The organism is Erythrobacter donghaensis, assembly GCF_002155425.1.
Classification (GTDB): domain Bacteria; phylum Pseudomonadota; class Alphaproteobacteria; order Sphingomonadales; family Sphingomonadaceae; genus Erythrobacter; species Erythrobacter donghaensis.
Genome location: NZ_MUYG01000009.1, coordinates 237,655 through 250,324, shown reverse-complemented (window position 1 = coordinate 250,324; position 12,670 = coordinate 237,655). Strand labels below are relative to the sequence as shown.

At 68.1% G+C, this 12,670-nt stretch carries 12 protein-coding genes; 5 read left to right on the top strand and 7 right to left on the bottom strand.

Features of this window, described 5'->3' with window-relative positions; all coding sequences use genetic code 11:
• Nucleotides 1-10: 10 nt before the first annotated feature.
• The 4 genes from BZF59_RS07500 (at nt 11) to BZF59_RS07485 (ending at nt 4,008) form a co-directional block, all read left to right on the top strand.
• Nucleotides 11-346 (top strand): Hpt domain-containing protein, encoded by a 336-nt coding sequence (locus BZF59_RS07500; RefSeq protein WP_086607630.1) that lies wholly within the window; start codon nt 11-13, stop codon nt 344-346.
• Nucleotides 347-460: 114 nt separating this feature from the next.
• Entirely contained in the window at nt 461-1,657 is a 1,197-nt protein-coding gene (locus tag BZF59_RS07495; protein WP_086607629.1) for a hypothetical protein, read from the top strand.
• Between the two features lie 57 nt (nt 1,658-1,714).
• Nucleotides 1,715-2,605 carry a hypothetical protein gene (locus BZF59_RS07490; RefSeq protein WP_086607628.1) on the top strand — a complete coding sequence of 297 codons (891 nt, stop codon included), beginning with the start codon at nt 1,715-1,717 and terminating at the stop codon, nt 2,603-2,605.
• 5 nt (nt 2,606-2,610) lie between these two features.
• Nucleotides 2,611-4,008 (top strand): sensor histidine kinase, encoded by a 1,398-nt coding sequence (locus BZF59_RS07485; RefSeq protein ID WP_086607627.1) that lies wholly within the window; start codon nt 2,611-2,613, stop codon nt 4,006-4,008.
• Here the strand turns inward: BZF59_RS07485 and BZF59_RS07480 are convergent, their stop codons facing one another.
• Genes BZF59_RS07480 through gltX form a run of 3 tightly spaced genes read right to left on the bottom strand, consistent with a single transcriptional unit; the run spans nt 4,009 to nt 6,990 of the window.
• Nucleotides 4,009-4,209: a hypothetical protein gene (locus tag BZF59_RS07480; RefSeq protein ID WP_086607626.1), complete on the bottom strand. Its 201-nt coding sequence runs from the start codon at nt 4,207-4,209 to the stop codon at nt 4,009-4,011.
• A gap of 14 nt (nt 4,210-4,223) precedes the next feature.
• Nucleotides 4,224-5,510 (bottom strand): citrate synthase, encoded by a 1,287-nt coding sequence (locus BZF59_RS07475; RefSeq protein ID WP_086607625.1) that lies wholly within the window; start codon nt 5,508-5,510, stop codon nt 4,224-4,226.
• Between the two features lie 43 nt (nt 5,511-5,553).
• Complete coding sequence (gltX, locus tag BZF59_RS07470) at nt 5,554-6,990, bottom strand: glutamate--tRNA ligase (protein WP_086607624.1); 1,437 nt, start codon at nt 6,988-6,990, stop codon at nt 5,554-5,556.
• Nucleotides 6,991-7,031: 41 nt separating this feature from the next.
• On the opposite strand from gltX, the gene BZF59_RS07465 reads away from it, so the two are divergent.
• The gene (locus BZF59_RS07465; RefSeq protein ID WP_086607623.1) at nt 7,032-9,320 is read left to right on the top strand and encodes a ComEC/Rec2 family competence protein; all 2,289 of its coding nucleotides are present in this window, start codon (nt 7,032-7,034) and stop codon (nt 9,318-9,320) included.
• Here the strand turns inward: BZF59_RS07465 and lexA are convergent.
• From lexA to trpC, 4 genes are all read right to left on the bottom strand, one after another.
• Nucleotides 9,314-10,003 (bottom strand): transcriptional repressor LexA, encoded by a 690-nt coding sequence (gene lexA / locus BZF59_RS07460; RefSeq protein ID WP_086607622.1) that lies wholly within the window; start codon nt 10,001-10,003, stop codon nt 9,314-9,316. The two genes, BZF59_RS07465 and lexA, sit on opposite strands and share 7 nt — an antisense overlap.
• 195 nt (nt 10,004-10,198) lie before the next feature.
• On the bottom strand, nt 10,199-11,398 hold the full coding sequence (locus BZF59_RS07455) for a molybdopterin molybdotransferase MoeA (protein ID WP_086607621.1): 1,200 nt from the start codon (nt 11,396-11,398) through the stop codon (nt 10,199-10,201).
• Nucleotides 11,395-11,868: a cyclic pyranopterin monophosphate synthase MoaC gene (moaC, locus tag BZF59_RS07450; RefSeq protein ID WP_086607620.1), complete on the bottom strand. Its 474-nt coding sequence runs from the start codon at nt 11,866-11,868 to the stop codon at nt 11,395-11,397. Before moaC ends, BZF59_RS07455 begins: the two co-directional genes overlap by 4 nt.
• Nucleotides 11,869-11,871: 3 nt before the next feature.
• A complete protein-coding gene (gene trpC / locus BZF59_RS07445; protein ID WP_086607619.1) occupies nt 11,872-12,666 on the bottom strand; it encodes an indole-3-glycerol phosphate synthase TrpC in 795 nt (264 codons plus the stop codon).
• Nucleotides 12,667-12,670: the final 4 nt, after the last annotated feature.

Below are 12,670 nucleotides of genomic sequence, written 5' to 3'. Positions count from 1 at the left end.
GCCGTTGGATATGGCATTCAATCACGGCGCCCTCGATGCAACACTGGCGGCAGCAGCCGGCGACGATGCCGCCTTGCTGCGCGAGCTGCGTGCGGCCTTTATCGAAAGCGCGACGCGCCAGCTCGATCTTCTCAAGCGCGCACGTTGCGATGGCAATTGGCACGTCGCGGCGATGCGGTTGAAGGGGCTCGCCGCAAGCTTCAACGCCGAAGACCTGCTTCAGGCCGCCGAAATTGCCCTCCACGCAGCCCCCGGCGAGCCGATGGCGATCCGCGAGGTCGAAGGCGTGCTGGCGCGCTTTACCCGCGCTCAGGCCGCCGAATTGCGCCGCAGCGCGGGCCGCTGATCCGCTGCGCCGTTCCTGCCGCGAGGCAGGTGCCGTGCATCCCGGCTTGAACAGCGACGCGCAAACCGCCAATCCCTTTGGCTTGAACCGCAAGGCGAGGGGACAATCAAAAGCATGCGTATCGGCCTGATGGCCGCACTTCGCCGGAGCGATGACGGGCGCCCGCGCGCCGCGCTTTCGCTCGCCGGTCGCCCGGTGCTGGCGTGGCAGGCGGCGCTGCTCGAGGCGCTGGGCGTGGAGCGTGTGCTGTGCCTTGCCGAGGGGCCATCGCCCGAACTGCTCGCCGTGCAGCACGATCTGGAAAGCCGCGGGATCGGGTTCCATGCGCTCCAGAGCTTTGCCGCGCTACCTGCGCTGGTCAGGGCCGAGGATGATCTGATTATCGTGGCGGATGGGCTCATTCCCGATTCGGCGGCAGTGCACGCGGTGCTGGGCGATGCGGGGTCGTGGCGGAGGGCGGTTGCCGCTTTGCCCTCCGATCACCCATTGGCCGCCGCTCACGCGGATGATTTCGAGCGGATCGACGCTACGCGCCGCTGGGCCGGGGTGCTGGCGATGCGCGGCGCGTCGGTGCAGCAGCTGGCCGATTTTCCGCCCGATTCCGACGCGATCAGCCTGCTGCTGCGGCTCGCCTTGCAAGCCGGAACGCCCTGCCGCGATCTCTCCGCCGCTGATATGGCCGACGGCCGCTGGCTGCTCGCTGCCGATCCCGCGCGGCTGCGCGAGGCCGAGCGTGGGATGATCGCCCGTGCCGCGTCGCCGCCCGACTGGCGCGCGCCGCTGGCGGGGCTGGCGGCGCTGGTGGTGAGAGCGCTCGCGCCCAAGGGTCTTGCCCAAGGCATAACGCTGGCGGGCGGAGTCGCGCTGGTGGTGCTGCTCGCTGGCGTCATGACGTCAGCCTTCGGGCCTGCGGCGGCCGGGTTGGCGCTGGCGGGTCTCGGCGCCTTTGCGGGCCAGATTGCCGCCTATCAGAGCGCGCTGGTGGCCGGTTTGCAGCGACGCGGCGCTGGTCGCGGGCCCTCGGGCCCGCTGGCGCTGGCGGTCGATGCGCTCGCGGCGGTGTGCCTGTGGTTTGCGCTGGCGCCCTGGCCCGTGTGGCAGCCGCTCGCCGTGCTCGGCCCCATCGTGATCGGCCTCGCCCGGTTGGTTGCACGGGGAGAGGGCAGCGCGCTGGCGGTGATCGCGGGCGACCGGGCTGCCTTGCTGTTCGCCCTCGCGCTAGCGGCGGCTTTCGGGCTTTTGACGGAAGCGCTGGGGTGTCTCGCCTTGGGGCTATTGGCAGCTTTGCTGCTGCGTAAGCCGCCAATGTGATCTAACGCGGTCTTAACTATGCGGGGCGTATCCCTTGCAAGGATGGACAAACACGGAATGGACCTGGCCGCCGACCCTGCTGTCGAGGCGATCCTTGCGGACGCACTCGCGCGCGAGTCCCGCGCGCTGGGTGCTGTCGTCCCCGTGCTGCGCCATCTTCTCATGAGTGAGGCCAATGGGCTGATGAGCGACGCGATCCTGGCGCGGGTGCGCGGGATGGTCGGCGATCTGGCGGCGCAATTGCTGGCGGCAGCCGGAGGGCACGATCCGGCGACGCGGCTTTCCTCGCCTGCCGAGCGCGATCCTCTCGCCGAGCGGCTGATGGCGCATGAGGCACTGCTCGCCCATTGCCATGCACTTGCCACCGAGAGCCTGCTTGCCGAAAAGCTCCAGCAGCGCCACGCCATTGACCCGGTGCTGAGCCCGCTGTTGCAGGAGCTGATCGCCGCGGAAGATACTGCCATCGCCAGCCTCGCCATGAGCACGCTCGCCGCGCAATCGCGCTTCGTGCAGAGCGCGCGGCGGATGGAGTTGCCGCTGAGCGAGCTTCCGGCCGAACTGTTCCATGACCTGATCGCTCATGCAGGGGCGGGCGGGGCCGAGGTGCAGGCGGGCTATGACGAGGCGGCGAGCCGGATCGGCCTGCTGGCACGGCTTGTGGCAGCGATGCGGCGCGGGGCGCTGGCGGCGCTGGCGATTGATCATGCGGGCCTTGCGCTATTCGCCAGTGCGCTGGCCGCTGCTGCGCGTCAGCCGCGCGCGCAGGCGGTGCTGGCGTGTCACGAGGGGCAGGGCCTGCGGCTTGCGCTGATGCTGCGCGCGGCCGGGCAGAGCCTGCCTGCCGCCGAGCGCCAGTTGACGCTGCTCGATCCCGCCGCCCGCCTGCCGCGCGGCTTTGCCGATCTCACTGAAGCCCGCGCCGCCGCGCTGATCGGGCTGGCCTTGTGAACGCGATGGATCAGACCGACAGCCTGCTGGGCGCCTATGGCCTGATCGATGCGCAGGGGCGCCTGATGAGCGCCGACGCGCCGCTCGCCGAGTTGCAGGAGCGCTGCGGGGGCGACATTCCGGGCACGCTGGCGATTCCCGAACTGCTGGCACTGGTGCAGCAGGCGCGCTCTATGGGATTGAAGATCGCGCGCAGCTTTTCCGCCTTCGATGGCGACGCGGAAGTGTCTGGCTTTGCCCGCATCCACCCGCTTGGGCCCGAGGATGGCGGGGGCTGCGAGGTGCTGGTCGAGAACTGGCAGCGCAGCAATGTCACCCCGCCGAGCGCCCGCGAATTTGCCGAAAGGCTCGACGCGATAGACCGCGCCACCGCCGAGGTCAGCGCGCGGCTCGATGCGCGCCAGCGGATTGTGGTGCTGAGCGCCCGCGCGCCCGATGCGCTCGGCTTGCAGGCCGCAGCACTCGCAACGCCGGGGCAGGTGTGGAGCGAGCTGGTCGAACTGCAGGGCATCACCCATCATCAGCCGCTGCACTGGCGGTTGCTCGACGGGGCGATGTGCAGCTTTGCCGGGTCGCTGCGCCATTGGCGGGTTCGGCTGATCCCACTCGGTCCGGACGCGCAGAGCCCGGCGGGTTTCGAACTGCTGCTGATCGCCGAAGAGCCGCTTGCCGAGATGCCCGTGGAGCTTTCCAACGACGAGACGCCCGATGCCTCGCCGGCGCGGCTCGTCGGCACCGCGCTGACCCCGGTGCTGCGTCAGCCGGTCGCCCGCATCATCGCCAATGCGGAGACCATCCGCGCGCGGCTCGCCGGGCCTTTGCGCGACGAATACAGCGATTATGCCGGCACCATCGCCAGTGCCGGGCAGCATCTGGCGGCTATGCTCGACGATCTGGCCGATCTCGAAGTTGTCGAGACCCCCGGCTTTGCCACCGCGAAGGAGCCGGTCGATCTCGCCGACGCGGCGGGGCGGGCGGCGGGGATCCTCGGCGTGCGCGCGCAGAACCGGGAGACGCTGCTGGTCATCGAGGGCGAGCGCGGCGCGGCGGTTGCCACCGCCGAATTCCGCCGGGTGCTCCAAATCCTCATCAATCTGATCGGCAACGCGATCGCTTATGCGCCCCCCGCCAGCACGGTGACGATCAGCGCCGACACGGCGGGGGAGGGCAGGGTCGCGGTGACGGTCGCGGATCAGGGGAAGGGCATCACGGCCGAACAGGCGGAGCGGATTTTCGACAAGGGCGAGCGTCTGGGCCGCGACAATGCCGGTGGCCGGGATGGAGGATCGGGCCTCGGCCTCTACATCTCGCGCCGTCTGGCCGAAGCGATGGACGGCAGCCTCACGGTCGAGGTTGCACCCGGCGGCGGGGCGCTGTTCCGGCTCGAATTGCCGTCGGCCTAGCTACTCCCGGGGCCTGCTCGCGCGCGCCGCGATCAGCAGTAGGCCCGCGCCCGCCATTGCTGTCAGACCGCCGTAGATAGCCCATTGGCGCTCGGCCAGCATGAAGCTGCCCTGAGGCCAGTTGAGCCAGCCGAGCCCCTGAAGCGTCCAGATGATGCCCATGACGACAAGAAATGTCCTTGCCGCCCGGAGCATCATCATGCGAGGTCAGTCTCTCAGCGCGCGGCGAGCGGCACGTAGTCGCGCTGCGTCGGGCCGGTGTAGAGCTGGCGCGGACGCCCGATCTTCTGGCCGGGGTCGCTGATCATTTCGTTCCACTGCGCCACCCAGCCGACGGTGCGGGCCAGCGCGAAGAGCGCGGTGAACATTGTGGTCGGGAAGCCGATCGCCGAGAGGATGATCCCCGAATAGAAATCGACGTTCGGGAACAGCTTTTTCTCGATGAAATAGGGATCGTTCAATGCGATCTCTTCCAGCCGCAGCGCCGTTTCGAACAGCGGATCAGTGACCTTCAGCGCATCGAAGACCTCACGCACGGTCTTCTGCATCACGGTCGCACGCGGGTCGTAATTCTTGTAAACCCGGTGCCCGAAGCCCATCAGGCGGAACGGATCATTCTTGTCCTTGGCGCGCTCGATATAGTGCGGGATCTTGTCCGGCGTGCCGATTTCCTTGAGCATGTTGAGCGCCGCTTCGTTGGCGCCGCCATGCGCCGGGCCCCACAGGCAGGCAATACCTGCCGCGATGCAGGCAAAGGGGTTCGCGCCCGACGAACCTGCAAGCCGCACGGTCGAGGTCGAGGCGTTCTGCTCGTGGTCGGCATGGAGGATGAAGATCCGGTCCATCGCCCGCTCGACCGCCGGGATCACCTCATAGGGCTCGGCCGGAACGCCGAAGGTCATGCGCAGGAAGTTCCCCGTGTAGCTCAGCGAATTGTCGGGGTAGATGAAGGGCTGGCCGACCGAATACTTGTAGGCCATCGCCGCGATCGTCGGCATCTTCGCGATCAGGCGGTGCGAGCTGATCTTGCGGTGCTCGGGATCGGAGATGTCGGTGCTGTCGTGATAGAAGGCCGAAAGCGCACCGACCACGCCGCACATGATCGCCATCGGGTGAGCATCGCGGCGGAACCCGCGGTAGAAGGTCATCAACTGCTCGTGCAGCATGGTGTGGCGGGTGATGGTGTAGGTGAAGTCGTTGAGCTCGTCCTGGCTCGGCAGTTCACCGTTCAGCAGCAGGTAGCTGACTTCCATGAAGCTCGAATTTTCGGCCAGCTGGCCGATCGGGTAGCCGCGGTGCAGCAGCACGCCCTCATCACCGTCGATATAGGTCAGCGCGCTTTCGCAGCTGGCGGTCGAGGTAAAGCCGGGGTCGAAGGTGAAAGCACCCGTCTGCGCATAGAGCTTGCGGATGTCGATCACATCCGGCCCGGTGCTGCCTTCGAGCACGGAATAGTCGAAGGATTTGCCCCCGATTTCGAGTTTCGCCAGCTTATCTGCCACGATGTTTCTCCTGTCCAAGTTGTGTCGGCCCTGCCCCCGCAGGTTATGCCGCCTGTGCGTTCAGCCGGGCTAGGGCCTCGTCCCGGCCCAGCAGGACCAGAACGTCAAAGATACCGGGTGAGGTGGTGGTGCCGGTCAGCGCTGCGCGCATCGGCTGCGCGAGCTTGCCCAGACCCAATCCCTGCTCCTCGGCGAGCGCCTTCGTAGTGGCTTCGAGCGCTTCGCTTGTCCAGTCGTTTTGCGCTGCAAGTGCGTTGCAAAGGCTGCGCAGGATGGTGCGCGCCTCGCCCTCGAGCAGAGCGGCCGCCTTCTCGGTCATTCCGAGCGGGCGTTTGGCGAAAAGGAATGCTGCCCCTTCAACAAGTTCGTTGAGGTTCTTCGCACGCAGCTTGAGGACCGGCATGGCGCGGGTCAGCAGCGCTTCATCGGCATCCTCGCCGATCCGGGTGGCCACCAGCGCTGCCAGCCGGGCGTCGTCAGCCTCCCGCAGATAGTGGCCGTTGAGGTTTTCGAGCTTCTTCAAGTCGAAGCGCGACGGGCTCTTGCCCACGCCATCGAGATCGAACAGCTGCGTAGCTTCCTCGCGGGTGATCTCCTCGCGGTCGCCGTGACCCCAGCCGAGGCGCAGCAAGTAGTTGAACAGCGCCTCAGGCAAGATGCCGAATTCATCGCGATAGGCCTCGACGCCCAGTGCGCCGTGACGCTTGGACAGCTTCGCGCCGTCGCTGCCGTGGATCAGCGGGATATGGGCATAGACCGGATCAGGCCAATTGCCCTCGATCGCGTTCATGGCTCGGATGATCGGCAGCTGGCGGAAAGCATTGTTGAGATGATCGTCGCCGCGGATCACGTGGGTCACGCCCATGTCGTGATCGTCGACCACTACCGCGAGCATATAGGTCGGCGTGCCGTCGGCGCGCAGGATGATGTAGTCGTCGATTTCCTCGTTGCGCACCGTCACCGCGCCCTGCACGCGGTCTTGGATTGTTGTCTCGCCGCCCTTGGGGGCCTTGATGCGGATGGTGAAGGGCACGCCCTCAGGAGCCTCGGAAGGATCGCGGTCGCGCCAGCGCCCGTCATAGCGCAGCGGCTTCTTGTTGGCGCGCTGCTCCTCGCGCATTGCTTCGAGCTCTTCGGAGGTAGCGAAGCACTTGTAGGCGTGGCCCGCTTCGAGCAGCTGCCAGGCTACTTCCGCGTGGCGCTCGGCCCGGTCGGACTGGAACACCGGGGGGGCATCGTAATCGAGTCCGAGCCAGGCGAGCCCGTCGATGATCGCGTCGATCGCGTCCTGCGTGGAGCGCTTGCGGTCGGTGTCCTCGATCCTGAGCAGCGTGCGACCGCCATGGTGGCGGGCATAGAGCCAGTTGAACAGCGCCGTGCGTGCGCCGCCGATATGGAGGTAGCCGGTCGGCGAGGGGGCAAAGCGGGTGACCACTTCGGCCTTGGGGGCCGCGGCGTCGATGCTGCTTTCGCTTGCCATGAGCTGATAATTCCTGTTCACTTTGAGCGGCTTGGCGCCAGATGTTCGAAACGCCGGGCCGGTCGGGGGACAAGCCGATGCGCGATGTGCCGATCATTCCGATGGGGGACGATCCCGGCGGCAGCGATGCCGCTGGCGAAGGGGTGCCGCGCCCTTGGCAAAGAGCGGGCGGATTGTCCAGCATGGGCGGCGGTCTGACCGACGCGGCAGAGGGGTTTCTCGCCCGCGCCGGGTTCGACCGCGCACCCTGGCTGGCGGTGGTGTTTGCCAGCGGGATCATCACCTGGTTCGCGCTGCCCGAGATGTGGCAATGGTGCGCGGCGATGGCGGGCGGGGCAGGGCTTGCGCTGGGCGCGCTGGCGGTGTGGCGGCCGGGCACGGTCGCGGACGAGACCCGCGCCAATCTACGGCTTGCTCTGATGGCTTGCGGACTGGTGTTCGCTTTCGGGATCGCGGTGATTTGGGCGCGATCGGCCATGGTTGGGGCTGAGCCGATCGCGCGCCCGGCGGTGGTGCTGCTCGATGGCGCGGTGCTTGAGCGCGAGGACCAGCCCGCCGACGAGCGGCTGCGCGTCACTCTCGCCATCCGCGATGCCGAGACGGGGACGGCGCGCAAGGTCAGGATCAATGTGCCGCTCGCCAGCTTCGGCGAGGATGGCGTTCCTCCCGGCCTTGCCGAGGGCGCAGTGGTGCGGCTGCGGGCGCGGCTGATGCCGCCCGCCTCGCCGATGCTGCCGGGCGCCTACGATTTTGCCCGCGCGGCGTGGTTCAAGGGGCTGGCGGCGACCGGGACGATGATCGGCCCGCTCGAAGTGCTGCGCCCGGCGCCCGAGGCGGGCGGGCTCGCCGCGCTCCAGCGCTGGCTTGCCGCGCACGTGCGCTCGCGGGTCGACGGATCGGCGGGAGCCATCGCTGCCGCCTTCGCCAGCGGAGACCGCGGCAGCATCAGCGAGGCCGACGAGATCGCGATGCGCGATTCCGGGCTGACGCATCTGCTCTCGATCAGCGGGCTGCATGTGAGCGCGGTGGTGGGGGCGGCCTACATTCTCGCGCTGCGGCTGCTGGCGCTGTGGCCGGCGCTGGCCTTGCGGGTGCGGCTGCCGGTGGTGGCGGCGGGTGTGGGGGCGCTTGCCGGCGTGGGCTACACCCTGCTGACCGGGGCCGAGGTGCCGACGGTCCGCAGCTGCGTCGCCGCATTGTTGGTGCTGGGCGCGCTGGCGCTGGGGCGCGAGGCGCTGTCGCTGCGGATGGTCGCGCTGGCGGCGGGCTTCGTGCTGCTGCTGTGGCCCGAGAGCGCCATTGGACCGAGCTTCCAGATGAGCTTTGCCGCGGTGCTGGCGATCGTCGCCCTCTCCAACAGCGCACCGGTGCGCGCCTTCCTCGCCGCTCGCGAGGAGCCCTTGTGGGCGCGCTACGGGCGCAGGGTGGTCATGCTGTTCGTCACCGGCGTGGTGATCGAGCTGGCCCTGACGCCGATCGTGCTGTTCCACTTCCACCGCGCCGGGGTTTATGGGGCTTTCGCCAATGTCGTGGCGATCCCGCTGGTGACCTTCGTGTCAATGCCGTTGATCGCGGTGGGCCTGCTGCTCGACACGCTAGGGCTGGGCGCGCCGGCGTGGTGGCTGGTGGAGCGTTCGCTCGATCTGTTGCTGGGAATCGCGCACTTCACCGCGGGGCAGGCAGGGGCAGTACGCCTGATGCCGCAAATCGGCGGGGTCACGGTCACGCTCTTCGCGGCGGGGGGCCTGTGGCTTGCGTTGTGGCGCGGGCGGGTGCGGCTTGCGGGACTGGTTCCGGTGGCTCTGGCGAGTGCAATGGTCGCTGCAACCCCGGTGCCCGATCTGCTGATCGCTGGCGACGGGCAGCAGGTAGGGATCACCATGCCGGGGCCCGGCGGCACCACACGTCTGCTGACCCTGCGAGACGGCCGCTCGACCTATACCCGCGACAACCTCATGGAGCTGGCCGGGGTCAGCGCAGACCCGGTGCCGCTTGCGTCTTGGCCCGGTGCGCGCTGTTCCTCAGCCTTTTGCACCTTCACCATCACCCGTGACGGTCGCGACTGGGTGCTGTTACTTGGACGGGGGCGCACTCAGGTCGAGGAGCGCGCACTCGCCGCGGCCTGTGCCGAGGCCGATATCGTCGTTGCCGAGCGCTTTCTCCCGCGCTCATGTCGTCCGCACTGGCTCAAGGCCGACCGGCGGATGCTCACGCAATCGGGCGGGCTGGCGATCGACTTGTCCGCCGAGAGGATCACGTCGGTGGCCGAGGGGCAGGGCGCACACGGTTGGTGGCGCGCCGAGGCTCCTCGGCCCCGAACATCTCAGTGATAGCGGCGCAGCAGCCCCGCCAGCTTGCCCTGAACCTCGACCTCGTCGGGGCGGTAGAACTGCGGATCATAGGTCGCATTGGCCGGGTCGAGCCGCACCTTGCCACCTTCGCGGCGCAGGTACTTGAGCGTCGCTTCCTCGCCGCGCACCAGCGCCACGACGATTTCGCCGTCGCGCGCGGTGTTGGTGCGGCGAACCAGCGCGAAATCGCCATCGAAGATCCCGGCTTCGATCATCGAGTCGCCGGAAACCTCGAGCGCGTAATGCTCGCCGGGGCCGAGCAGGGCGGCAGGGACGGGGAGCGTCGACTGGCCTTCGAGCGCCTCGATCGGCGCGCCAGCCGCGATGCGGCCATGCAGAGGTAATTCGACCACGTCATTGGCTGCCACCGCCTGGCTCACCCGCTGCGCGGGGGGAACCATCGGCACTACATTGTCGCTTGGCGGCGCAGCGCGGGCGGGCGTCGTATCGCCCGGCTCGCGGATCACCTCGAGCGCACGCGCGCGGTTGGGCAGGCGGCGGAGGAAGCCGCGCTCCTCCAGTGCGGAAATCAGCCGGTGCACGCCCGACTTGCTCTTCAAATCGAGCGCTTCCTTCATTTCCTCGAAACTCGGCGAGATTCCGGTCTCTTCCAGACGCTGCTGGATGAAACGGATCAATTCGTGCTGCTTTGCGGTCAGCATTGGATTATTCTCCTGTGGTCGCACCCACGCCGCGCCTTACCAGCGCAACGTGCCAATCCCTTGTGTGCGCCAAGAGGCACCCTTTGCGAGGTGCTTTGCCTGCACGGTCTGTCCGTCATTAAGGTGAACGAACAAAGAACAATTAGGCAACCCGTACGGTCAAGTCAAGCGCCGCCAACTCGGGAGCCGCGGAATTCAGCCATTTCGGAGCAGGAACACCGGTACGGGCTCGCCTGCCTTCAGTGTTGGTGAGCCCGCAGGACGGTCGATCAGGCAGTCCGCTTGCGCCAGCGCGAGCAAGGCCGAGGAGTCCTGTGATCCGGCGAGCCGCACGCGGTCGCCCTCGATCACCGCGCGCAGGAACTCGCGGCGACGCTCGGTCGGGGGCAGGTCCTCACCTGCGACCATGGTGACGGCGCGCGGCAGGGGATGGGGATCGCCCATGCTCGCGCGCACCAGCGGCAGGGCAAAGAGGAAGGCGGTGACGTAGCTCGACACCGGATTGCCCGGCAGGCCGAGGATCACCAGATCAGGCCCGCTGCGGCTTGGGCGCGTGGCCACCATCAGCGGCTTGCCCGGCTTAAGCGCAACGCGCCAGAAATCGATTCTGGCGCCCCAGTCCTTCAGCGCCTGCTGGATCAGATCGTGGTCGCCCACGGACGCCCCGCCGCTGGTGATGAGAATATGGCTGTCCTCGGCGCGTTCCAGCGCGGCGGCGAGCGCCGCCGGGTCATCGGCGACCGGGCCGAGGATGTCGACCCGTCCGACATAGGGATAGAGCATCGCGCCCAGCATCAGCCCGTTGCTCGCCGGTATCTGGTGCAGGGCGCAGGGCGCGCCGGGGGCGACCAGCTCGTCCCCGCTGTCGAGCACCGCAACACCGGGAGGCTCGGTCAACGGCAGCTCCGCATGACCGGCCGAGGCCGCCAGCGCGAGCACCGCAGGCGAATAGGCTGTGCCGCGCTTGAGGATCACATCGCCTTGCCGGAAGTCGAACCCAGCCTTGCGGATGTGCTTTCCGGGGGAGGGCGGTTCGGTGGCGCTGATGGCGTCGCCCGTAACAGCGGCATCTTCTTGCAGCACGATGCTCTGCGTGCCCTCAGGCACCACGGCGCCGGTCGAAATGCGCACACACTGCCCGCTGGCGAGCGTGCCGCCGAAGGGCAAACCGGCACGACTCTCGCCCACGCGCTGCCATGGGCCGAGGCCGGGCGCGACTGCGTAGCCATCCATCGCCGAGAGATCGGCCGCAGGCTGGGTGCGTCGCGCTGTGATGTCCTGGGCGAGGTAGCGCCGCGTATCGAAGGGCATGAGGCCCATCACGCTCGATGGGCGCTGCGGCGCGAGGGCGAGCAGGCGGGCCTGCGCTTCCTCGAGGCTCAGCAGCGGGGTCACGGCGCGGCGGTCCAGTCGCCTGACTTGCCGCCGCTCTTGGCGATCAGGCGCACGCCTTCGATCACCATGCCCCTGTCGATCGCCTTGGCCATGTCATAGATTGTGAGGAGCGCCACGGAAACGGCTGTCATCGCTTCCATTTCTACCCCGGTCTTGCCGGTGAGCGAGGCGGTGGCGGTGGCGCGGATGCCGTCCTGCTCATAGGCGAATTCGACATTGACCGCATCGAGTGCGAGCGGGTGGCACAGCGGGATCAGCTCACCGGTGCGCTTGGCCGCCATGATCCCGGCGATTCGCGCAGTGCCCAGCACATCGCCCTTGGGCGCATTGCCTTCACGGATCGCGGCGATTGCCTCTTGCGACATGGTGATCCGCCCCGAGGCGACCGCGCGGCGCGCGGTGGCGGGCTTAGCCCCGACATCGACCATATGTGCCGCGCCGTCTTCGCCGAGGTGGGTGAGCTTGCCCATGCCTTACGCTTCTGCCCCGAGCAGCGCCCTCGTGGCACTCGCAATATCGTCAGCGCGCATCAGGCTCTCGCCGACCAGAAAGGTGCGCACCCCCGCCGCTTCGAGCCGCTGGCAATCCGCGTGGCTGTTGATCCCGCTCTCGCCAACGATCAGCGTGCCTTCGGGCATCAGCGGCGCAAGCCGCTCGGTCGTGGCGAGGCTGGTAGTGAAGGTCTTGAGATCGCGGTTGTTGACCCCGATCAGGCGCGATTTCAGCGTGGCGGCGGCGCGCTCCAGCTCGGCCTCGTCGTGGACTTCGACCAGCACGTCCATGCTGAGTTCGGTGGCGGCGGCCTCGATTTCGGCCATCGCGCCGTCTTCGAGCGCGGCGACGATGATCAGGATCGCGTCGGCCCCGATCGCGCGCGCTTCGAGACACTGCCACGGATCGACCATGAAATCCTTGCGCAGCACCGGCAGCGCGCAGGCGGCGCGGGCGGCGACGAGGTAATCCTCGTGCCCCTGGAAATAGGGCGCGTCGGTTAGCACCGAGAGGCAGGCGGCGCCCCCCGCTGCATAGGCGGCAGCGTGTTCGGCGGGGCGGAAGTCGGCGCGGATCAAGCCCTTGGAGGGACTAGCCTTCTTGATCTCCGCGATCAGCGCATAGCCTTCTGCGGCGCGTGCGCGCAGAGAAGCCTCAAACCCGCGCGGCACGGTCTGGGTGCGTGCGGCGCGGGTGAGCGCCTCATCGCTGATCGCCTGCTTGCGGGCGGCGACAATTTCGCGCTTGGCGGCGCAGATTTCTTCGAGCTTGTTCATCGGG

Excerpts from the sequence above, each read along its gene's own strand:
- trpC (WP_086607619.1), bottom strand. The coding sequence starts at position 12,666 with ATGAACAAGCTCGAAGAAATCTGCGCCGCCAAGCGCGAAATTGTCGCC.
- BZF59_RS07485 (WP_086607627.1), top strand. The coding sequence starts at position 2,611 with ATGGATCAGACCGACAGCCTGCTGGGCGCCTATGGCCTGATCGATGCG.
- BZF59_RS07465 (WP_086607623.1), top strand. The coding sequence starts at position 7,032 with ATGTTCGAAACGCCGGGCCGGTCGGGGGACAAGCCGATGCGCGATGTG.
- lexA (WP_086607622.1), bottom strand. The coding sequence starts at position 10,003 with ATGCTGACCGCAAAGCAGCACGAATTGATCCGTTTCATCCAGCAGCGT.
- BZF59_RS07500 (WP_086607630.1), top strand. The coding sequence starts at position 11 with ATGGCATTCAATCACGGCGCCCTCGATGCAACACTGGCGGCAGCAGCC.
- BZF59_RS07480 (WP_086607626.1), bottom strand. The coding sequence starts at position 4,209 with ATGATGATGCTCCGGGCGGCAAGGACATTTCTTGTCGTCATGGGCATC.
- moaC (WP_086607620.1), bottom strand. The coding sequence starts at position 11,868 with ATGGGCAAGCTCACCCACCTCGGCGAAGACGGCGCGGCACATATGGTC.
- gltX (WP_086607624.1), bottom strand. The coding sequence starts at position 6,990 with ATGGCAAGCGAAAGCAGCATCGACGCCGCGGCCCCCAAGGCCGAAGTG.
- BZF59_RS07490 (WP_086607628.1), top strand. The coding sequence starts at position 1,715 with ATGGACCTGGCCGCCGACCCTGCTGTCGAGGCGATCCTTGCGGACGCA.
- BZF59_RS07495 (WP_086607629.1), top strand. The coding sequence starts at position 461 with ATGCGTATCGGCCTGATGGCCGCACTTCGCCGGAGCGATGACGGGCGC.